20 protein-coding genes are annotated in these 19,873 nt (G+C 72.3%); 7 read left to right on the forward strand and 13 right to left on the reverse strand.

Annotation, left to right across the window (positions count from 1 at the left end; all coding sequences use genetic code 11):
• Positions 1–300 precede the first annotated feature (300 nt).
• The 3 genes from ACQP2H_RS01540 (at position 301) to ACQP2H_RS01550 (ending at position 4,771) form a co-directional block, all read left to right on the forward strand.
• A complete protein-coding gene (locus ACQP2H_RS01540; RefSeq protein ID WP_219465703.1) occupies positions 301–1,836 on the forward strand; it encodes a hypothetical protein in 1,536 nt (511 codons plus the stop codon).
• A gap of 370 nt (positions 1,837–2,206) precedes the next feature.
• Entirely contained in the window at positions 2,207–3,346 is a 1,140-nt protein-coding gene (locus ACQP2H_RS01545; protein WP_219465705.1) for a tryptophan dimethylallyltransferase family protein, read from the forward strand.
• 18 nt (positions 3,347–3,364) lie between these two features.
• Positions 3,365–4,771 carry a tryptophanase gene (locus ACQP2H_RS01550; RefSeq protein ID WP_308290971.1) on the forward strand — a complete coding sequence of 469 codons (1,407 nt, stop codon included), beginning with the start codon at positions 3,365–3,367 and terminating at the stop codon, positions 4,769–4,771.
• A gap of 127 nt (positions 4,772–4,898) precedes the next feature.
• Here ACQP2H_RS01550 and ACQP2H_RS01555 read toward each other — a convergent pair whose 3' ends face one another.
• From ACQP2H_RS01555 to ACQP2H_RS01570, 4 genes are read right to left on the reverse strand one after another with little or no spacing between them, the layout of a single operon-like run.
• On the reverse strand, positions 4,899–5,453 hold the full coding sequence (locus tag ACQP2H_RS01555) for a GTP-binding protein (RefSeq protein ID WP_308290972.1): 555 nt from the start codon (positions 5,451–5,453) through the stop codon (positions 4,899–4,901).
• Positions 5,454–5,472: 19 nt separating this feature from the next.
• On the reverse strand, positions 5,473–5,838 hold the full coding sequence (locus ACQP2H_RS01560) for a DUF742 domain-containing protein (protein WP_208565425.1): 366 nt from the start codon (positions 5,836–5,838) through the stop codon (positions 5,473–5,475).
• On the reverse strand, positions 5,835–6,266 hold the full coding sequence (locus tag ACQP2H_RS01565; protein WP_208565426.1) for a roadblock/LC7 domain-containing protein: 432 nt from the start codon (positions 6,264–6,266) through the stop codon (positions 5,835–5,837). The genes ACQP2H_RS01560 and ACQP2H_RS01565 overlap by 4 nt, the downstream gene beginning before the upstream one ends.
• Positions 6,263–8,671 (reverse strand): nitrate- and nitrite sensing domain-containing protein, encoded by a 2,409-nt coding sequence (locus ACQP2H_RS01570; protein WP_357532914.1) that lies wholly within the window; start codon positions 8,669–8,671, stop codon positions 6,263–6,265. Before ACQP2H_RS01570 ends, ACQP2H_RS01565 begins: the two co-directional genes overlap by 4 nt.
• A 502-nt stretch (positions 8,672–9,173) precedes the next feature.
• Here ACQP2H_RS01570 and ACQP2H_RS01575 point away from each other — a divergent pair.
• Both ACQP2H_RS01575 and ACQP2H_RS01580 read left to right on the forward strand, forming a co-directional pair.
• Complete coding sequence (locus ACQP2H_RS01575; RefSeq protein WP_433230610.1) at positions 9,174–9,881, forward strand: hypothetical protein; 708 nt, start codon at positions 9,174–9,176, stop codon at positions 9,879–9,881.
• Between the two features lie 222 nt (positions 9,882–10,103).
• A complete protein-coding gene (locus ACQP2H_RS01580; RefSeq protein ID WP_357532916.1) occupies positions 10,104–11,186 on the forward strand; it encodes an NAD-dependent epimerase/dehydratase family protein in 1,083 nt (360 codons plus the stop codon).
• A 267-nt stretch (positions 11,187–11,453) separates the two neighbouring features.
• Here ACQP2H_RS01580 and ACQP2H_RS01585 read toward each other — a convergent pair whose 3' ends face one another.
• From ACQP2H_RS01585 to ACQP2H_RS01595, 3 genes are all read right to left on the reverse strand, one after another.
• On the reverse strand, positions 11,454–12,203 hold the full coding sequence (locus ACQP2H_RS01585) for a ZIP family metal transporter (RefSeq protein WP_433230614.1): 750 nt from the start codon (positions 12,201–12,203) through the stop codon (positions 11,454–11,456).
• A 127-nt stretch (positions 12,204–12,330) separates the two neighbouring features.
• Positions 12,331–13,539, reverse strand: a complete 1,209-nt coding sequence (locus ACQP2H_RS01590; RefSeq protein WP_433230617.1) for a GNAT family N-acetyltransferase — start codon at positions 13,537–13,539, stop codon at positions 12,331–12,333.
• Positions 13,540–13,589: 50 nt separating this feature from the next.
• A complete protein-coding gene (locus tag ACQP2H_RS01595; protein WP_208565430.1) occupies positions 13,590–14,309 on the reverse strand; it encodes a PP2C family protein-serine/threonine phosphatase in 720 nt (239 codons plus the stop codon).
• A 63-nt stretch (positions 14,310–14,372) separates the two neighbouring features.
• Between ACQP2H_RS01595 and ACQP2H_RS01600 the strand changes: the two genes are divergently transcribed.
• Complete coding sequence (locus tag ACQP2H_RS01600; RefSeq protein ID WP_357532919.1) at positions 14,373–15,419, forward strand: response regulator transcription factor; 1,047 nt, start codon at positions 14,373–14,375, stop codon at positions 15,417–15,419.
• Here the strand turns inward: ACQP2H_RS01600 and ACQP2H_RS01605 are convergent.
• Complete coding sequence (locus ACQP2H_RS01605; protein WP_219465716.1) at positions 15,404–15,964, reverse strand: helix-turn-helix domain-containing protein; 561 nt, start codon at positions 15,962–15,964, stop codon at positions 15,404–15,406. The genes ACQP2H_RS01600 and ACQP2H_RS01605 overlap by 16 nt on opposite strands.
• 116 nt (positions 15,965–16,080) lie before the next feature.
• On the opposite strand from ACQP2H_RS01605, the gene ACQP2H_RS01610 reads away from it, so the two are divergent.
• Positions 16,081–17,286: a benzoate/H(+) symporter BenE family transporter gene (locus ACQP2H_RS01610; protein WP_357532923.1), complete on the forward strand. Its 1,206-nt coding sequence runs from the start codon at positions 16,081–16,083 to the stop codon at positions 17,284–17,286.
• Here ACQP2H_RS01610 and ACQP2H_RS01615 read toward each other — a convergent pair.
• From ACQP2H_RS01615 to ACQP2H_RS01635, 5 genes are all read right to left on the reverse strand, one after another.
• A complete protein-coding gene (locus ACQP2H_RS01615; protein ID WP_219465724.1) occupies positions 17,273–17,473 on the reverse strand; it encodes a hypothetical protein in 201 nt (66 codons plus the stop codon). The two genes, ACQP2H_RS01610 and ACQP2H_RS01615, sit on opposite strands and share 14 nt — an antisense overlap.
• 424 nt (positions 17,474–17,897) lie before the next feature.
• A complete protein-coding gene (locus ACQP2H_RS01620; protein ID WP_219465726.1) occupies positions 17,898–18,257 on the reverse strand; it encodes a hypothetical protein in 360 nt (119 codons plus the stop codon).
• A 44-nt stretch (positions 18,258–18,301) separates the two neighbouring features.
• A complete protein-coding gene (locus ACQP2H_RS01625) occupies positions 18,302–18,550 on the reverse strand; it encodes a hypothetical protein (protein WP_088642027.1) in 249 nt (82 codons plus the stop codon).
• A gap of 79 nt (positions 18,551–18,629) precedes the next feature.
• Positions 18,630–19,100 carry a large conductance mechanosensitive channel protein MscL gene (mscL, locus tag ACQP2H_RS01630; protein WP_433230623.1) on the reverse strand — a complete coding sequence of 157 codons (471 nt, stop codon included), beginning with the start codon at positions 19,098–19,100 and terminating at the stop codon, positions 18,630–18,632.
• 42 nt (positions 19,101–19,142) lie between these two features.
• Positions 19,143–19,826 (reverse strand): FadR/GntR family transcriptional regulator, encoded by a 684-nt coding sequence (locus ACQP2H_RS01635; RefSeq protein WP_433230626.1) that lies wholly within the window; start codon positions 19,824–19,826, stop codon positions 19,143–19,145.
• Positions 19,827–19,873 lie beyond the last annotated feature (47 nt).

Genomic DNA, 19,873 nt, shown 5'->3' on the forward strand with positions numbered 1-19,873 from the left:
CGTTGGGTGTGTGACAGGTTTCGCACCGTGACGGACAGTGTCGCACATGAATGTGTTCGGCGCTGTCGCCCGGACGCCGACCGGGGTACGCGGTGAGCCGCCCGCCCGCCCGCCGGGCGCCGCGGCGGATCGTCGACCCGAGCGGGATCAACGCGGGTCGACGGGTGCGCCCGGTCCTTTCTGGATGGTGTGGCCTGGCTATTGTCAGCAGTGATCCATCGAGGGATCTCTTTTGCACGGGGAGAGCAGATGATGTCTTGGCGCCTTCGCGCGCTTTCCGCCACCGTGGCAGCTGCCGCGGTGGCCCTGTCGATCACCACTGCGGGCGGGGCGGCAACGGCCGCCGGGCCCGTCCTGGAGATCACGTCGATCGCCTTCGACCGGCCGCAGGTCGACGTCACCCAGGACTACGCCGTGGTCGACCTGACGTGGACGATCACCGACCGGGCGGCCAGGGCCCAGCGCGTCAACGGCGCGGTCGAGCTGCGCCAGTTCGCCGGAGACGAGCAGGTCGGCCAACCCCACACGGTCTCCTACGACCTGCTCGGGGGTCGTACGCAGGTCGGGGGCACCGGAACGGCCCAGCAGTCCACCTACGTCTACGAGTTCGTGGTGCCGCGTTACTCCGTCGCGGCCGAGACGGTCTGGCGGGTGACCAAGGTGACCATCGCCGACGACGTCGCCCATGCCCGTACGGTGCGCGACCCGGGCCCGGCGGCGTTGGCGGTGACCCAGCTCGTCGACTCCCAGGGTCCGGTGGCGGAGCAACTCTCCTTCGACTTCGGTCAGCCGAGCGGCTTCTACGATGACGGTTCCGGGGTGACGTTGCGCTACCGGGTGCAGGTCGTGGACGAGTCCGCCTTCAGGAAGGGCAAGCTCACGCTCGCCGGCCCGGGAGGTGCCCGGCTGACCTCCACGTTCCAGCTCGTCCAGAGCGGTTCGCAGTGGTCGTGCAACGGCGAGACGGTCTATGAGCCGACCTGGGCGTTCTGCCCCGTCTCGATCGTCGTGCCGGCCGGTTCACCGTCCGGCACGTGGCGGGTGGCCCGGCTCGACCTGACCGACAGTTGGGGCAACACCCGGACGGACACCTCGCCGCAGGGGCCCGAGCCGATCCAGGTCAGCCGCAACGACGTGGTCAGCGCGTCGGGCTTCGCGCTCGTCCCGGCGCAGGTGAACAACTGGCGGGGGCAGGCGACGACGTCGCTCAGCTTCACGCCGCACGGTGCGGTTGGTGGCCTGACCGCCGTCGACGTGGACCTGTCCTGGTGCTCCCAGCTGTCACACACCCCGACCGTGGGTGAGAACGGCGTGGTCTCGGTGGAGATCCGGGTGCCGGCGGGCTGGGCCAGCTCCTGCCGGATCGACGGGATCAAGCTGACCGACGGCGCGGGTAACGTCGCGTTCTACGGCACCACCTACGCTGCTCCCGAACTCGACCTCACCGTCACCCGGGTGCCGGACGAGAAGGCGCCGGTGGTGCTCTCGGCGAAGCTGCCCAAGGCGACCTGGACGTCCCAGGAGACCGCGGACGCCTGGGGCCTCGGCTTCGACGTCACGATCGAGGTCGACGAGTTCGCTCCGATCTCGTCGACCAGCGCGACGATCTACGACAGCACCGGAGCTTCGCGGGGCGGCATGTACGGGGGGCAGCACGACGACGGCACCGGTCTTCTCCACCTGGCGGTGTCGACCGGCCGGTTGGAACCGGGCCGGTACACGATCGGGTTCACGCTGGACGACCAGGCCGGAAACTCGAGTTCGTGGGGCTATCCGAACAATGCCGGCACCCCGCTTCCCGGCGGTCCGTTGACCCTGACCGTGGTCGCTGACTGACGGTCGGACGGACCGCCCGGTCGGGCCGTTCCTCCGAGCGGTGCGGCCGGGGCGGCGGACCGCCCCGGCCCGGGTCCTGCCGGAAACCGGAGGGCGACCCTGTCGCCGTGCCCCGATGTCGGGCCGACGCCACCTGGCGTCGGCCCGACGTCTTTTCGGGCACCCCGACGGGTTCGACCCCGGCCGATGACCCCCCGTCGGACGGCAACTACGCGTGACGTATCCTGTACGCGACTCTGGGTAATTGTTCAGGGTGATTTGCCAGTCTCGATCCTGTTATGTCATTGCAAGTTGTGATCAATCTTGACCTTCTTGATAAACGCTTCCTAAGGTCTCTTTTGGTCGCCGGCATGATCAGGAGAGAGAATCGATGGACGAGGTTTCCCTTTCCGATCGTCTGAGCGACCAGCTGAGGCGTTTGTGCGAGGCCAGCGGAATCAATGCGGCAGAACCGCTGGAACTGCTGGAAAGCCTGCTCGGGCCCGCCGGCCCGCAGCCGTTGTCGGCCCCGCCGCGTTGGCCGTCCAACATCGCCGACGATCACACTCCGGTGGAGTTCTCCATCGCTTTCAGCGGCACCGAACCGCCCACGGTGCGGATTCTCGGCGAGACGCTGGGAACGCCACCCGGCCGGTTGACCAACATGTTCGCCACCCGGCGGTTCCTCGACCGGCAGGCGCACCGCGCCGGACTCTCCACCACGCGGCTGGATTCGGTACGCGACCTGTTCGCCACGTACGACCCGCAGGGTGTCTTCGCCCTCTGGTGCTCACTGGTCTTCCGCAACGGACGACGCCCCGAGTTCAAGGTCTACCTCAATCCGGAACTCCGCGGGGTCGACCGGGCACCGGGCCTGGTCTCCGAGGCCCTGCACCGACTCGGCCTGGGCCGGTCCTACCGGGCGATGCTCGACCACGGCATTCGGCCGGGCGAACTGGGTCACCGGGACCGGCTGACGTTCTTCGCCCTCGACCTGCACGACGGTGCCCAGGCCCGGGTCAAGCTCTACCTGACCCACCACGACGCCGAGGTGTCCGACGTCGTCCGGGCGGCCGGCGTGGTCCACGACGTGGACGCGACCAACCTCGCCGAGTTCGCCGCACTGGCCGGGGGCGGCCGGACCCGGTTCGCCGGTCTCCCGCTGGTCGGCAGCTACACCCTGGTCGAGGGGGTCGACCGGCCCGTCGGCTACAGCCTCTACGTGCCGATCCGGGGCTACGTCCGGGACGACGAGGAGGCGTACGACCGGGTGGTGGCGGTGCTGGACCGCTACGGGTTCGACCGCACGGTGCTGGACCGGGCGCTCGCCGCAGTGGCCCGCCGGCCGCTACGCGACGGGGTCGGGCTGATCCCGCACCTGTCGTTGCGGTTGGGCGCCCCCCGCCCGGGGGTGACCGTCTACCTGTCCGCCGAGGCGTACCAGGTGAGTCCCCCGGTACGCCGACCGTCGACCGTGGACCTCGTGGCACTGGCGACCCCCACCGGCCGGGCCGGCGCTCGACACCCCTGATCCCCCAAGGAGCGAACCGTGGTCGTGGACCTGCACCAGATGTTGCCCCCGTACCGGATCAAGGTGGTCGAGCCGATCCCCTTCCTCAGCCCGCAGGAGCGGCGGGCGGCCCTCGCGGAGGCGGGATACAACCCGTTCAACCTGCGCGCCGACCAGATCACCGTCGACCTGCTGTCCGACTCCGGCACCGGGGCCACCTCGGCGGCGCAGGAGGCCGCCGCCGCGCTCGGCGACGAGTCGTACGCCGGGGCACGCTCCTGGTTCCGGTTCCGCGACGAGGTCCACGACCTCACCGGCTATCCGCACATCCTCCCCGTGCACCAGGGCCGGGCCGGCGAACGCGTGCTCTTCAGCGGCCTGCTCAAGCCCGGCCAGCTCTGCCTCAGCAACACCCACTTCGACACCACCCACGCCAACGTCAAGCTGGCCGGGGCGGAACCCCGGGACCTCCCCTGCCCGGCCGCGTTCGACCTCGACAGCCCGGCACCGTTCAAGGGCGACATCGACCTCGACGCGTTGGAACGTACCCTCACCGGGCCGGAACGCGACCGGGTCGGCCTGGTCCTGATGACCATCACCAACAACGGTCTCGGCGCGCAACCGGTGTCGATGGCCAACCTCACCGCCGTGCGGGACCTGTGCCGCCGCCACCGGGTGCCGTTCTTCCTGGACGCGGCCCGGTTCGCCGAGAACGCCTGGCTGGTCGGGCAGCGCGAGCCGGGCTACCAGGACTGGACGCCACGACAGATCGCCACCCACGCCTTCGGGCTCGCCGACGGCTGCGTGGTGAGCCTCAAGAAGGACGGCCTGTCGGCCATCGGCGGGCTCATCGGGCTACGCGACGACGACCTGCACGCCCGGTGCGAGGCCAACCTGATCGCCACCGAGGGCTTCTCCACCTACGGCGGGCTGGCCGGCCACGACCTCGAACGGCTCGCCCAGGGGCTACGCGAGGTGGTCGACCCCGGCTACCTGCGGGCCCGGGCCGCCTCCACCGCCCGAATGGCCCAGCTGATCAACGAAGCCGGGGTGGACACCGTCCAACCGGCGGGCATCCACGCCCTCTACCTCAACGCCGGCCGGCTGCTGCCGCACCTGTCGCCGCACGAGTTCCCCGGCCACGCCCTCGGCTGCCAGCTCTACCTCGACGGGGGCATCCGCTGCGCCGAACTGGGCTCGCTCTACCTCGGCGGGATGGACGACCGGCACCGGCTGGTCACCCCGGCCCCCTTCGAGCTGGTGCGCCTGGCCATCCCACGCCGGGTCTACACCGACACCCACCTCGAGTACGTGGCCGCCGTACTCGCCGACATCGCCAAGGAACCCGGGCGGGTCCCCGGCTACCGGGTGGTCTCGTCACCACCCCTGCTGCGTCACTTCAAGGTGCGGTTGACGCCGCTGACGGCGGCGGGCAGCGCCGACTGACCACACCCGCGACGCTGCGGCTCCGGCCCGGGCCCCACGGCCCGGGCCGGCGTGCACCACCGCCCTGCCTGGCGGCACCACAGTCGTGGGTCGCCGCTCAGGTGGGTCGGAGGCCGCCGCCCGCCGCTCAGGCCGTGGCGGGCAACCGGGTCAGGGCGTGCCGCACCAACTCGATCAACGCCTGCTTGCTGGAGGCCCGGTCCCGCGCGTCACACCACAGCAGCGGCACGGTCTCGTCCAACTCCAGCGCGGCGCGGATCTCCTCCTCGGTGTAGGGACACTCACCGTAGAAGCGGTTGACGGCGGCGACGAAGGGGATACCCCGGCGCTCGAAGTAGTCGACCGCCGGGAAGCTGGTGCCGAGCCGGCGGGTGTCGACCAGCACGATCGCCCCCACCGCACCCTGCGCCAGCTCGTCCCAGATGAACCAGAACCGGTCCTGCCCCGGGGTGCCGAACAGGTAGAGCACCACGTCGTTGCTGATGGTGATCCGACCGAAGTCCAACGCGACAGTGGTGCTGGTCTTGCCCTCGACACCGGTGATGTCGTCGACACCGATGCTGGCCTGGGTGAGGACCTCCTCGGTGACCAGTGGCGGAATCTCGCTGACCGATCCGACCAGGGTCGTCTTGCCGGTGCCGAAGCCACCCGCCACGACGACCTTCACCGATTTCCGATCCACGTGTATCAGTCCCTCTTGTCTAGATCCGCTGGAGGCCGGCGAGTACCGTCTCCAGCAGCCACCGGTCGGCGATCTTTTCCTGTGCCGGCGAGCCGATATCCAGAAAGCCCTGCTCGTGGAGCACGTCGACCATCACCTTGGTGATGGTGAGCGGACGGTGCAGGTAGGCGCCGATCTCGGCAATGGAGATCCAACCGGTGCACTGCTGGAGGATCTCCCGGTATTCCTGCTCCAGCCGGGTCTGGTCGGCCGGCAGGGCGATCACCTGGGTGGCCAGGTCGAGGCTGGTGTTACGGGGACTCGTCCGCCCGTTGACGAGGATGTAGAGCGGCACGAGCCGGCCGGCCTCCGCCTCGTCGTCGCCGTCCCACACGTCGTGGGTCACGATTTCAGTCCGGGTCGGTCGGCGAGCATCACGCCGTCGAGGCGGGCCTCGGAGCCGAGGTAGTCGCCGATCCGGGTCACCAGGCGACTCATCTCGTACGCGACGGTGCCCATGTCGACGGACTGCTCACAGAGCACCGCCAACCGGGCGTTCTGGCCGGCGGCGGCGACGAACAGCGTCCGTCCCTCGTACTCGATGATGACCTGCTGGACCGGGCCGCTGTCGAACCGTCGGCCCATCCCCGCCGCGATGCTGTGCAGGGACGACGCGCCGGCCGCCAGCAGTTCCCCGGCGTCCTGCGGGAGCGACGTGGACTTCTGCACGATCAGCCCGTCGGTGGACAGGACAACCGCGTAGACAACGTCAGGGACCTCTACCAGATCGTCCAGGATCCAGGTCAGATCGTTCTGCGGTGCCGAGTGGGTCATACTTTCCTGCCTTGGTCGTCTCTGCTGGCTGGATCTCCGTTTTTCGCCGCCCGACCAGCGGCCCAGGCCCGCTGGTATCTGGTGAACCGGTCCCTGGCCTCCTCGGGTGACCGCACGGCAGCCGGGGCCGCCTCGGACGCCGGTGCGGGCAGGCCCTCCTCGCGCAGCTCGGGAGCGAGATGCTGCTGCGGCCGTCGGTGCGGCAGGGGCGGCCGGTCGGCGACCTGGGGGCCGGACGCACCACTGCGGACCACACCACGCTGCGCCGGAACGTCGGTCATGATGCCCCCGATGCGGTCAGGCTGCCGGCCCCCGGCAGGATCGGCCGGTGCCTGCACCGACCCACCCGCCGCCGTGGCCACCATGGCGGCGGGCCGGGCCCCGGCGGCGGGGTGCAGCTCACGCCGGCCACCGCCGACCGGCAGCACCGCACCGACGCCGGGACGCGACATCGCCGTGGCGACCGTGCCGAGCGGCAGGACGCCCGGGTCGGTGCGGTCCAGGTCGGCGGGGAACGGGTCGGTGGCGATCACCCGGTCGGGCAGCAGCACGATCGCCAGCAGACCCCCGTACGCCGAAGCGCGCAGGCTCACCTGGACGCCGTCCCGCTTGGCCAGTTCCGCCACCACGTGCAGACCGACCTGCGCGCCGTCCTTGAGCGCCGTCACGTCCGGGGTCGGCGCGGTGGCCAACAGCTCGTTCGCCCGTTCCAGCGCGTCCGCCCGCATACCCACACCGGCGTCCTCGATCTCCACCGCGATGCCGCGCTTGACCTCGATGCAGGTGACCCAGACCGTGGTCTCCGGCGGGGAGAACGCCAACGCGTTGTCCAGCAACTCGGCCACCAGGTGGACGGTGCCGGCGACCGCCGGCCCCACCACCGCCACGTCGGGTGCGCTGCGCAACGTGATGCGCTGGTACTGCTGGGCCTCCGCGAAGGCCGCCAACAGCACCCGCCGGACCGGCACCGGGTTCTGGAAGCGGCGACCGATCTGGCCGCCGGCCAGGATGACGAGGTTCTCCAGGAAACGGCGGGTCTGGGTGAGCTGGTGGTTGATGTCGAACAGCTCCGCCAGCAGCTTCTCGTCACCGATCCGGTTCTGCAGATCCTCGATGACCTTCAGACCGCGTTGCAGCGGGCGTTGCGGACGGCGCGCGACACCCATCAGCATCGCGATGCCGGCCGCCCGGGTCTTCGCCTCGTCGACGGCAGCGCCCGCCGCCGCCTGCAACGAGCGGTTGATCACCTCGGCGACCCGACCGATCTCGTCACTGCCGTAATCCTGCAGGGGCAACTCGGCCGCCAGGTCGACCTTCTCCCGCCGGCGTAGCCGCTCCATCATGGCCGGTAGCTGCTTGTCGACCACCGACTCGGCGTCCCGGCCCAGCTGGGCCAGGCGGACCGACAGCGCCCGGTCCACCAGGATCTGCGACTGGCGGACCGCCCAGATGATCGCGGCGATGACGACGAGCAACGCGATCAGACTGCCCAGGGAAGCGGTCAGGAGCTGGGTGTTGCCGGTACGCAGCGTCCGGGCCGACACGGTGTCGGCCTGCACCACGGTCAGATTGATCAGATCGTCGGAGACCTGTCGGGTGAGGGTTTCCCACTGGGCCCGGTTGAACGACAGCGCGCGGGGCGCCCCGGAACGCCAGGGCCCATTGCTGACCAGCGCCTTTTCCGCCGCGACGAGTTGCTTCCAGGAGTCGCTCGCGGTGATCTCGGCATAGCGTCGGCGGGCCTGCGGTTCCAGGTGTGGCGCCACGTTGGTGAGGCCGGCGTGATAGGCCCCCACCAGGTTGGTGAAGTCGAGATGGTCCTCCGGGCTGAGGGTGCGCGCACCGAAAGCACCGTCAATGGTGGAACCGGCCCGCGACATCAGGTCACTGGCCCGGAACGCCTCGGTCGCGGCGATGCCACCCTGGGCGGCGATGACGTCCGGGACGATTCTCGCCTGCGTGTCGAAGAGGCCGGTCGCGGCGTCGAGCAGCCGGTTGTAGAAATCGTAGACACCCGTCCCGTTGGCGGACCGGGAATCGATGGTGCTCCGTACGCTGGCCATTTCGTCCAACAGACCGGCCAGCGTCTCCCACCGCGTCACGATCGAGTCCGGGGCGCTGGCCAGCGCCGAGTCGGCGGCGGGGCGCAGGGCCGCCAGCAGCTGGTCGGTCTGCTGCCGCTGCTCGATGAGCCTGCTCAGGTCCCGCGACGGCTGGGTCAGGTAGCTGACGCTCAGCCGCCGTTCCTGCTGGATCGACGACAACGCGGACACCGCCGGGATCGACACCTGCCGGACGCTGTTGGCGACCTGACGGTTGTAGAAGCCCTGGAAGATGAGATAGCCGGAGGCGACGAGCCAGACGACCAGGGCGACGACGCTGGGAATGAGCACCAGCCTGATCACGCGTCGTTTGATTGACTGCGGTCGACCGGCACGCCGACCCGATGTCGTCGGGGGGGCCTGATCGTCTGAGGCGCGGCGCGGGTCTTCGCGGTCGGCCTGTTTGTGCGCCAAGTCGTCGTATCCAATCCTGGTCAAGCCATAGACACCAGCGGTCCTGCGCCACTGGTCGACGCCGATGTGTGCCAACCCTACCGTCTATCCGGTCAGGCACCGGGCCACAATCCGGCGACTGTGGACGGTCGCGCCATTCGTACTGGTCAGACATTCGGTATGAGCCGTGGTCGATCACGCCCACCCGAATGACGTGACGTGTGTCACGGCAGCGGGGCGGAAGCCCGCCGGGAACGCCCGGCCGGAGCACCCCGCCGAATTTCTCCGGACACCGCGAAACCGGCGGACGGTCACCGGCGTCCAGTGTGTGCCGCGGTGCGATCACCGCTGGCGGGAAGCTCAGGTGGACGACCCCCGCGAACGACCGCGGGGCCGGGTGGAGGAGCACGGCATGGCGAAGGTGAAGTGGATTACCGGGATGGCGCTGCTGGTGTGCTCCGGGGCGCTGATGGCCTGCGGGGACACCACCGCCACGCCCACCGGGGCCGCGTCGGGCAGCGCCACGCCGTCGAGCACCGGCACGCCGTCCGCTGCCGCGACGCCCAGCGGCACGGCGCTGCCCGCCGACCCGGCGACGTCCCCGCCGACCCCGGCGCCGTCCAAGCCCACCGGGAAGCCGGCGGCCACGGCCAGCCCGGCCCCGGTGCTGTCGGGCAAGCGGGAGGTCACCATCGTCCGCGTGCAGTCGACCGAGTCCGGGGTGTCCCTGGACGGCGGCGCGCTGGTCGAGGTCGACGACGACAGCGGACGCCAGTTGTTCGTGCCGACGCCGGCCGGTGCCGGCAAATACCTGATCAAGTCGTACGGCAAGCGCGACAACCACCCCGCCAGCGACGACCCGGCCTGCTGGCAGGTGGTCAACCCGGCCAACGGCGGGTCGCTCACCGTCGAGGGGGCGGCCTGCAACCCCCGTAAGTCGGCCCAGCTGTTCACCATCGCGAGCGCGGGCAAGGGCGCGTACGCGATCAGCAACAACTCGGCGTTCCTCCAGTTCTCGCCGAGCCGTGGGCTGATCCTGGAGGAGTTGGGCGACGCGCCGCTGCGGAGCACGTTCCGGCTGGTCGACAACGGCCCGGCCCGTACCCCGGCCGGCGGCTGACCCGCGATCGGGAGACGGTGCCGGCGGGGCCGTCCGGCACGGCGAGGGGCGGCGTCCGGTCGACCGGACGCCGCCCCTCGCCGGCGGCCACGGCCGGCTCGGTCTGGCCACGGGGTCGGCCCGGCCTCGGGGTTGGCGATGCGGTGCGGGGTTGGAGTCGCGGTGCGGGGTTGGCGATGCGGTGCGGGGTTGGAGTCGGGTGCAGCGGGTACCGCAGCCGGTATGCGGATCGTGATCGTGGGGGCCAGTGGCAACGTGGGCACGGCGGTGCTGCGCCGGCTGGGCCGGGAACCGGGGCTGGACCTTGTCGGCGTCGCCCGCCGGCTGCCCGGCCCGGACGTCGGGGCACCCTACGCCGGGATGCGCTGGCACTCCTGCGACGTCGGGGCGCCGGGCGCGGTCGACCAGCTCACCGCGATCTTCACGCAGGCCGATGCCGTCGTGCACCTGGCCTGGCAGATCCAACCCAGCCACGACCAACGCACCCTGCACCGGACCAACGTCGGCGGCAGCCGCGCGGTGACCGAGGCCGTCGTCCGGGCCGGGGTGCCCGCCCTGGTGTACGCCTCGTCGGTCGGCACCTACGCGCCCGGCCCGAAGGACCACCCGATCAGCGAGCGGTGGCCGGCTACCGGGGTGCCCGGCTCCTCGTACAGCCGGGACAAGGCCGAGGTCGAGGCGATGCTGGACACCGTCGAGGCCGCACACCCGCAGCTGAGGGTGGTCCGGCTGCGCCCCGGGCTGATCTTCCAACGGGACGCGGGCACCGAGATCACCAGGTACTTCCTCGGGCCGCTGGCCCCGGTGCGGCTGCTGCGGTACGGGCGGATTCCGCTGGTACCGGCCAACCGTCGGCTGCGGATGCAGGCGGTGCACGCCGACGACGTGGCCGACGCGTACGCCCGGGCGGTCCTCGGTGAGGCCCGCGGCGCGTTCAACGTCGCCGCGGACCCGGTGCTGACCCCGGAGCTGGTGGCCCGGCACTTCCAGGGCTGGACGGTGCCGGTGGCCGCCCCGGTGCTGCGTACCGCCGCCGCGCTGACCTGGCGGCTGCGGCTGCAACCGGTGGATGCCGGCTGGGTCGAACTGGGGCTCAACGCACCGCTGATGTCCAGCGCCCGGGCCGAGACCGAACTCGGCTGGCAGCCACGGATCGACGCGGTGACCGCGCTGAAGGAACTGTTCGCCGGGATGGCCCACGGCGCGCACACCGCCGGCCCGCCGATGTCCGGCGACGCCGACCTGCCCGGCCGCCCCGCCGGCCTGCTCCGGGGTCGGGCCCCCGGCCAGGGCGACCCCTACTGACCGGCGACGCCCCGCCCCTCCACCGGCCCGACCCACTCGTGCACGTCCTGTTCGTGTGCGGCCGGCTCGTGCGGCTGGCAAGGTCACGCTCGATCCTGGTTGTAGTGGCATCCCTGCGAGGAGGCCACTACAACCAGGATCGAGCACGATCTTGCCGGGCGAGTGCGGGGCGGTGGCGCAGCGCAGTGCGGGGTGGCGCAGTGCGGGGCTCGGTATGCGGAGGGGCGGGATGTGGGTGTGCGGTGGGGGCGGGTCGGGTGGGGTGGGTCAGGCGTGGGAGAGGGCGAACGCGGTGAGGAAGCCCAGGACGGTGATCAGGCCGACCAGCAGGTGCGCGTCCTCGAACGCCTCCGGGACCATGGTGTCGGTGATCATCGCGAGGATCGCCCCGGCGGCCAGCGCGGTGATGGTGGCCAGCACCTCCGGTGGGGCACCGCCCAGCAGGGTGTTGCCGAGCAGCGCGGCGACCCCGCTGATCAGGGTGATCGCCGTCCACAGTGCAAAGACGTAGCGGCGGGAGCGGCCGGCCCGGCGCATCCCGGCGGCGCTCGACAGCCCCTCCGGTACGTTGCTGAGGAACACCGCGACCACGGTGACCAGGCTGACCGGGCCGCCGGTCAGCAGGCTCGCGCCGATCACCACCGATTCGGGTACGCCGTCGAGCAGTGCACCCACCGCGATCGCCGACCCCGAACCGGGCTGCTCCTGCTCGGAGGGCTGCTCCTGGCCGGACCGCTTGCGGTGCCGGGCGCCCCGTCGGGCGAGGAGCACGTTCGCCCCGGTGTACGCCAGCGCCCCGCCCGTCGCCCCGAGCGTGGTCGGCAGCAGACCACCCTGATCGTGCGCCTCGGCGATCAGCTCGAACGACACGGCGGAGAGCAGCACGCCCGCGCCGAACGCCATGATCGACGCGACGACCGTGCGGGGCACCCGGGCGAAGTACCCGACAGCTGCCCCGATCAGCAGGGCGGAACCGGCCAACAGGCCCCACGCCCCGGCTTGCAACCACTGTGGCATTCCGGGGACCGTACCCGCCCCGGGAGCACGTCAACCAGACCCGCGCCCGGTCCCGCCCGACGGCACCCGGGCTGCCCGGCGACCCGACGGCATCCGGGTGGCCGGGGACGCGGCGCGGATCGGATGGTCAGAAGTCGGCGAAGAGGTAGGGCAGGGCGCGGGGGAAGAGCCGGCGCAGCTCCGCCGCCGCCTCCGGGCCGACGTCACCCAGCCCCCGCAGGTGCACCTCGGCCGGGTCGAGCACCCCGTAGGCCAGCGCGGACAACCCGGCGGCGGTGAGCGTGACCGCCGGCACCGCGACGCCGGAGGTCACCACCGACCGGCCGGCGGAGGACAGCTCCAACCGACCGGAGGTGCCGTCGAGCAGGTGGGTGCCGGCGAGCCAACGGTCGTCGACCAGCTCCACCCGGACCCGGCCGGGCCCGGCGGGCAGCCCGGCGAGGGCGTCCACACCGAGCAGGCGGGCCATCGGCGCGGGCGAACCGGGTCGGGTCACCCGGGCCTCGACGTGCACGGCCAGATCGGTCAGCCACAGTTCGGGCAGGTCGTCGGCGGGGAGCTGGAGGCTGATCCGCTCCACCTGGTCGACGTGCCGGGCGAGGAACTGCAACAGCAGGGCGCGCGCGTACGGGTCGGCGGCGAGCAGGTCGTCCCCGATCAGTTCACCACCGTGGTCGTCGATCCGGTAGGTGAGCGCGCCGACGACGCTGCCGTCGATCGTCGCGGTGATCAGCCAACGGTCGTCCCGGTCACGCAGCCCGACGTCCCGGAACTCGGGGAAGATCGCGAAGCCGTGCCGCTCCCGCAGGCACCGCTCGGTGAACGACCGGTAGCGGGCGTACCCGGAGCCGATCCGTTCCCAGGTCACCGTGCCGGGCAGCTCGGCGCGCAGCAGCGGAGCCAGGTCGGCCGGGGAGAACCGGGCGGTACGCGCCCGGGGCAGCCCCACGTAACCGAACCGCTCGTAGAAGCTGGCCCGGAACGGGTACAGCGCGCTCACCGGGTGCCCGCCGTCGCGCATCTCGTCGAGGAGTTGACGCAGCAGGGCGCGTACGTAACCCTGGCGGCGGGCCAGCGGGTGGGTGGTCACCCCGGCGACCCCGGCCATCGGCAGCACCGCGCCGCGCAGGTTCTGCCGCATCGGTACGGCGCTGGCGGTGGCCCGCGCCTCGCCGCCCTCCTCGACCACCAGCGTCCGGTTGCCCTTGTTGTAGGGCAGGTAACGGTGGAACGCCTCGACCCGTTCCCGGCTCAGCGGGGACGCTTCGAAGGCGTACGCCTGGAGCGGGAAGCTGGTGGTCAGTCGTTCCTCGGCGGCCAGGCGACGGATGAGCATCCGTCCATCCCAACCCGGCCGGCGGCCGGCCGCAACCCGGTTGGCCCGGTTCAGCCCTCGGTCACGTCGGAGACCACCACGGTGACGTTGTCCGGCGCACCGGCCTGGTGGGCCAGTTTGACCAACTGCTCGCCGCAGTGCTGGCGGTCCTGGTAGCTGGTGAGCGCGCCGTGGATCGCCTCGTCGGCGACGTAGTCGGAGAGCCCGTCGCTGCACAGCAGCACCCGGTCCCCGGCGAACACGGTCAGCACGCCGATCGCGGGTGGCGCGTCCGCCCCCTGCACGGCCCGGGTCACCAGGGACCGCTGCGGGTGGTGGCGGGCCTGGTCGGGGGAGAGCGCACCCTGGTCGACCAGCGCCTGGACGAAGGTGTCGTCCCGGGTTAGCTGGGTCAGCTCGCCGTCGCGCAGCAGATAGCAGCGGGAGTCGCCGACCTGGGCGAGGACCAGGGTGTCCCCGGCGAGCAGGCCGGCGGTCAGCGTCGTACCCATGCCTTCGCGGGCCGGGTCGGCGGAGATGGCGGCGCGGATGCGGCGGTTGGCGGTGGAGACCACGGCCCGCAACGCCTCGGCGGCCTCGTCGGTGCCGGTGGGGGGGACCAGCTCGTCCAGGATGCGGATGACGATCTCGCTGGCCACCTCGCCGGCGGGCAGCCCACCCATGCCGTCGGCCACCGCGACCAGGCGTTCACCGGCGAGGGCTGAGTCCTCGTTGTTGGTGCGGACCAGGCCGACGTCGTTGAGGATGGCCGAGCGGAGGATCAGCGTCATGCGTCAAGCTTGCCGGATACACCCTCCCTCCGTCTCTACGCACTAGTACGTAGGGTGGGAGAAATGATCCCGGTGTCGATGGTGGGTCGCGTCGGAGAGCTGGCGGAGCTCGACCGGGCGTGGTCCACCGTGGCCGGATCGGGCCGGTCGGCACCCGCCGTCACGGTGATCACCGGGGCCGCAGGGGTGGGCAAGAGCCTGCTGGTCGCGGCAGCCGTCGAGCGCCTCGCTCCCCGTCCGGCGGTGATCCTCACCGGCACGGCGCGGGTGCACGATCCGGCCCCCTACGACTGGTTGGCGGCGGTGCTCAGCGTCCGCGACGTCGGGACCCTGGACCTGCCACCGGACGCGCTGGCCTGGCTGGCGCAGCAGCCGACCGCGCCGCGCGAGCGGTACGCCCCCGGCACGCTGCTGCGGCTCGCCGTGCGTACCGTCCGGTTGCTGGTGGGTGCCGGCCCGGCCGTGCTGGTGGTGGAGGACCTACACGACCTCGACCCGGCCAGCCTCAACCTGGTCGTCGAGCTGGCCACCGCGCCGCAGCTGCCGGCGCTGCTGGTGGTGGCGAGCCGGCCGCCGGCCGACGCGGTCGCACCGGACCTCACCCGCCGCGTCCTGGCCCGCCTCTGCGGGGTACGCGGTGCGGTGCGCCAGCATCTCGGCCCGCTCGGCGTCGCCGAGGTGGCGGAGATCCTCACCCAGGTGTACGACGAGGGCCCGCCACCGGCGCGGGTCTGTGCCGCGGTCTGGCAACGCACCGGCGGCAACCCGTACGCGCTCACCGAGCTGTTGGCCGTACACGCGGGTCGGGGGATGGCGGCGCTGGTGCGTGAGCCGCTGCCGGAACACCTGCGGACGCCGGAGCGCAGGCCCGTGCCCCGGCCCGCCGCCCCACCCGTCGCCGAGCTGACCGGTCGGGAGGTGGACGTGCTCGGCTGCCTGGTCGCCGGGATGTCCAACAAGCAGGCCGCGCGGGCGTTGGGCATCTCGGTGCGGACGGTGACCGTGCACGTGTCGAACCTGCTGCGCAAGACCGGTTCCGCGTCGCGTACCGAGGCGGCGCTCTGGGCGGTGCAGCACCGGGTGCCGGGCGCGGGTCAGCTGCGGGGGTAGCGCAGCAGCAGGCTGGCGGCGACCTCCTCGTCGCCGAGGGCGGCGTAGCCGTGCGGCACGTCGGAGGTCCAGCGCAGGTGGCCACCGGCGGCGGCGGTCAGCGGGGCGTCGAGCGGGCCGGCGCGGAGCATCCCGGCGAAGACCGTGACGTGTTCGGTGACCCCGGGCCGGTGGGCGGGGGAGACCTGTTCCCCGCCGGGGCGGACCCGCAACCGGTACAGCTCGTAACTGGCGTCGGTGTCGGTGAACGACTCCAGCAGGGTGGCGACGACCGTGGCGCCCCGCACGGTCGGGGTGGCGGCGGGCCCGGCGAGCACGGCGGCCAGCGGCACGCCGAGCTGGGCGGTGATCGCGTAGAGCGTCTCCAGGGTGGGGTTGCGGGTGCCGTTCTCCAGCGCCGAGAGGGTGGCCTTCCCGACCCCGGCGGCCCGGGCGAGCGTGGACAGGGAGACCCCACGCTCGGCGCGGAGGGCGCGGATCCGCTGGCCGACCGCCCCGGCGTCGGCGTCGAGCGGGGGCCGGCGGGCTGGGCGAGGCGGGGTCATCCGGCTATGGTGCTACACGCCGCCGTTCCGTAAACGGAACGATGGCGCCCGACCCGACCCGGCACGCCGGGGCGGTCTGCGGGTCGTCGGCGGGAACGGACGCGAGGGAGGCTGTGGTGGGGGATCGGTTGCAACCGGTGCTGGCCGGCGTGGTGACCGCCGTGGTCGGCTTCGCCAGCTCGTTCACCGTCGTGCTCGCCGGGCTGCGGGCGGTCGGTGCCAGCGAGGCGCAGGCCGCCTCCGGGCTGCTCACGGTGAGTGTCGCCGCCGGAATCTGCGCTGTCTGGCTCGGCCTGCGGCACCGGATGCCGATCGCGATCGCCTGGTCCACGCCGGGCGCGGCGCTGCTGGTCGCCACCGGGCCGGTCCCCGGCGGCTGGCCCGCCGCCGTGGGCGCGTTCGCGCTGTGCGGGCTGCTCATCGTCACCGCCGGCCTCTTCCCCGCCCTCGGCCGGGCGGTGGCCGCGATCCCCGCCCCGGTGGCGGCCGCGATGCTGGCCGGGGTGCTGCTGCCGCTGTGCACCGCCCCGGTACGCGCGCTGGTCGAGGTGCCGGCCCTGGCCGCCCCGGTGATCGTCACCTGGCTGGTGCTGCACCGGTTCGCCCCCCGGTGGGCGGTGCCGGCCGCGCTGGTGGCGGCGGCGGTGGCGATCGCCCTGACCACGACCGGCGTGGGAGTCACCCCCGGTGACCTGCGGCCGGTGGTGTCGCCGACCGTGCCGGCGTTCACCCTGCCCGCCGTGTTCGGCCTGGCGCTGCCGCTGTTCCTGGTCACCATGGCCGCGCAGAACGTGCCCGGCACGGCGGTGCTGCGCGGCTTCGGCTACCGGCCGCCGCTCGCCCCGGCGCTGCGCGCCACCGGGCTGGCCAGTGCGCTCGGTGCCGCCACCGGCGGACACGCCGTCAATCTCGCCGCGATCACCGCCGCCCTCGCCGCCGGCCCCGACGCCCACCCCGATCCGGACCGGCGCTGGATCGCCTCGGTGACCGCCGGCATCGGCCTGGCGCTGCTCGGGCTCGGCGCCGGCGCGGCGACCACGCTGGTGCTGCTCTCCCCGCCGGTGCTCATCGAGGCGGTCGCCGGGCTCGCGCTGCTCGGCGCGTTGGCCGGTGCACTCTCCTCGGCGCTCGCCCCCGCCCCCGCGTCCGACCCACAGAGCCGGGAGGCCGCCGTGGTGACGTTCGTGGTCACCGCCTCGGGGGTGAGTCTGCTCGGCGTGGGTGGGGCGTTCTGGGGACTGTTGGCCGGCTGGCTGATGCTGCTGCTCTTCCAACGCCGGACGCCGGCTCCGGCCCAGTCCGGGCAGGTCACGGGGCGCTGACGGTCGCCTCGACCGCCACCACCCGCAGTCGCGCGTCCGGCACGTACTGTTCGACGGTCGCCGCGAACTCCAGCGCGTGCTCCCGGCTGTCCAACAACACCAGGGCGTGCCCGGTCGCCTGGTCCGCCTCGCCCGACCCCCACCAGCCACGGACGAACCCCGGGCTCTGCCGGGCCACCTCCGCCATGACCAACTCCTTCCGGCTTCTTCCGGACCTCTTCCCGCTGCATCCTGGAGGTGAGTCCTCGGCGGGCGGTGATACCTCTACGGGTCCTTTAGAGCTGATGACGTTGACGGCTCACCCACTCCCACCCCGCCGGATGGCTCTGAATCACCCCGTTCAAGACGGTGGCTTAGGCAGCCGGGGCGACCCGCGGGGTTGCTTTGCGCGCCGAGGCGGCCGGGTCGTCGATGATTCGTTTACGTCATCAGCTCTAAAGGATGCATGGCAGGGTTGTTGCCCCCAGCCGGTGGGATCGATCGGCGCACGCGAGCAGCTGAGATCCCCGCGCGACGCAAGCGCGCCGCCGCCCGGCGGCCCGCCCGGCGCGGCCGACCGGCCGCCGACAGCCCGTCTCCGGCCAGCGCAGGTGGTGAGGGGCGGGGGCGGGTCACTCCTCCGGAGGCAGGTCGCCGACGGGGACGTGCAGGCGTACCTGGTCGTCGGTGACCGTGGCGATCTGGTCGGCCAGCACGTACACCGCGCCGGTGCGGGCCAGTTCGGTGGAGACCTTGAGGTAGCCGGTGCGCAGCAGGCGGGCGGCGAGGTCGGCCGGGACGTCCGGCTCCTCGACGGCCACCGACTCGATCAGCTCGTCCAGGCTGCCGCCCGGGTCGGCGGTCGACGCCTGCACGGTCACCGCGTTGGGGTCGCCCCGCTGGACGAGGTCGACGGTGCCGATCTCGACCCCGACGGTGTCGACCACCCGCATGCCGGTGGTGACCCGGGAGATGACCGCCCGCTCTGCCATGCCCTGCTGCTCCATCCCCGGGCGGTTCCCTGCCCCACCCACCGCTAAACCGCCGGGCCCCAGGCACCGGGCGGGCGCGGGGACAGCTCCCGCCAGGCGTCCGTCCCCTCCAGCAGGGCCCGGACGGTCTCCTCGGCCTCGTCGACGCTGCCGTACTCGTAGAACTGGGAGACGCCCTCCGCGCCGCCGGCCCGCTGCTCGACGTGCCACCGGTCGGCGTCGACCCGGAGGAACACGTCCCGCCGGGCCAGTCGTCCCCATTTGCCGTTCCACCAGTGCCTACGCTGCTCCATGGCCGGACTCTATCGAACATGTGTACGACAGAAGTCGGCCCCTGCGGGAATTCCGCAGGGGCCGATGTGCACCGGTCGGTCAGCGCGGGGCGGGCGGCTCCGTCCGGCGTCCGAGCACGTCGTCGAGCGCGCCGCGCTGCCCCGGAGCGGTGGGGCCGCCGGCCAGCAGCGCGTCGCGGATCTCGGTGAGCAGCTTGACCTCCTCGCTGGGGGCGGCGGGCGGCGGCTCCTCGCCCCGCTTGCGCCGCTCGGCGAGCCGGTTCATCGGGTAGACGACCAGGAAGTAGAGCGCCGCCGCGGTCAGCGCGAAGGTGATCGCCGCGTTGACGAAGGCCACCCAGTCGAACGGGATGTCGCGGAACTTCGGCGTCGAGCCGCTGAGGCCCTTCTGGTTGCCGGTGATCAGCACGATGATGACCCGGACCAGTGGTTCGAGGAACGACTTGGTCAGCTGGGTGACCACGCCCGTGAACGCGGCACCGATGACGACACCGACCGCCAGGTCGACGACGTTGCCGCGCATGATGAAGTCTTTGAAGCCCTTGAGCATCTGCTGCACTCCTGTGCCGTCCGATTCTCCGTCGGGGACAATCTATGCCCCGGACGGCGGCTCCAGAAAAGCCCCGGCCTCGATCGCCGCCCGCCCGGGATCGCCGTCCCGGATCGCCGCCACCAGCCGGCCGTGGTCGACGTACCGCTGGGGTTGCAGGGTGTCGCCGATCGCGTGCGCGACGGTGCTGCGCAGGGCCGCGCCGACCGAGGCGTACAGCTCGGCCAGCATGGTGTTGTGGGCGGCGGCGACCACCGCCGTGTGCAGCGCGACGTCCGCCTCCACGAACTCGCCGACCCGGCCCGACCGCCAGGCGGCCTCCCGGGTGGCGAGCGCGTCGTCGAGCGCCACCAGATCTTCCGGGGTACGCCGCAGCGCGGCCAACCGGGCCGCCTCGACCTCGAACGCCCGGCGGACCTCGACCACCTCGGCCATCCGGTCGTCGGTGAGCCGGCGGGCCACCACCGGGGCCAGCTCGTCGGTCGACACCACGTACGTCCCGGAGCCCTGCCGGCACTCCAGCACCCCGGCGTGCACCAGCGCCCGGACGGCCTCACGGACGGTGTTGCGCCCCACCCCGAGCGCCGTCACCAACTGCGGCTCGGTGGGGATGCGTCCACCGACCGGCCATTCGCCGCCGAGGATCCGGCCCCGGAGCTGCTCGATCGTCTGGTGCACCCGCTGACCGCGCGGGGGCACGGGTGGGGAATCGACGGACGGTGTCACCGGTTACACCAACTGCCGAAATTCATCCCATGATTGTAGGTTCGAGG

This window comes from Micromonospora sp. CA-248260, assembly GCF_050942205.1.
GTDB lineage: Bacteria > Actinomycetota > Actinomycetes > Mycobacteriales > Micromonosporaceae > Micromonospora > Micromonospora antibiotica.

Excerpts from the sequence above, each read along its gene's own strand:
- ACQP2H_RS01580 (WP_357532916.1), top strand. The coding sequence starts at position 10,104 with ATGCGGATCGTGATCGTGGGGGCCAGTGGCAACGTGGGCACGGCGGTG.
- ACQP2H_RS01600 (WP_357532919.1), top strand. The coding sequence starts at position 14,373 with ATGATCCCGGTGTCGATGGTGGGTCGCGTCGGAGAGCTGGCGGAGCTC.
- ACQP2H_RS01585 (WP_433230614.1), bottom strand. The coding sequence starts at position 12,203 with ATGCCACAGTGGTTGCAAGCCGGGGCGTGGGGCCTGTTGGCCGGTTCC.
- ACQP2H_RS01605 (WP_219465716.1), bottom strand. The coding sequence starts at position 15,964 with ATGACCCCGCCTCGCCCAGCCCGCCGGCCCCCGCTCGACGCCGACGCC.
- ACQP2H_RS01615 (WP_219465724.1), bottom strand. The coding sequence starts at position 17,473 with ATGGCGGAGGTGGCCCGGCAGAGCCCGGGGTTCGTCCGTGGCTGGTGG.
- ACQP2H_RS01545 (WP_219465705.1), top strand. The coding sequence starts at position 2,207 with ATGGACGAGGTTTCCCTTTCCGATCGTCTGAGCGACCAGCTGAGGCGT.
- ACQP2H_RS01595 (WP_208565430.1), bottom strand. The coding sequence starts at position 14,309 with ATGACGCTGATCCTCCGCTCGGCCATCCTCAACGACGTCGGCCTGGTC.
- ACQP2H_RS01625 (WP_088642027.1), bottom strand. The coding sequence starts at position 18,550 with ATGGAGCAGCGTAGGCACTGGTGGAACGGCAAATGGGGACGACTGGCC.
- ACQP2H_RS01590 (WP_433230617.1), bottom strand. The coding sequence starts at position 13,539 with ATGCTCATCCGTCGCCTGGCCGCCGAGGAACGACTGACCACCAGCTTC.
- mscL (WP_433230623.1), bottom strand. The coding sequence starts at position 19,100 with ATGCTCAAGGGCTTCAAAGACTTCATCATGCGCGGCAACGTCGTCGAC.
- ACQP2H_RS01565 (WP_208565426.1), bottom strand. The coding sequence starts at position 6,266 with ATGACCCACTCGGCACCGCAGAACGATCTGACCTGGATCCTGGACGAT.
- ACQP2H_RS01620 (WP_219465726.1), bottom strand. The coding sequence starts at position 18,257 with ATGGCAGAGCGGGCGGTCATCTCCCGGGTCACCACCGGCATGCGGGTG.
- ACQP2H_RS01575 (WP_433230610.1), top strand. The coding sequence starts at position 9,174 with ATGGCGAAGGTGAAGTGGATTACCGGGATGGCGCTGCTGGTGTGCTCC.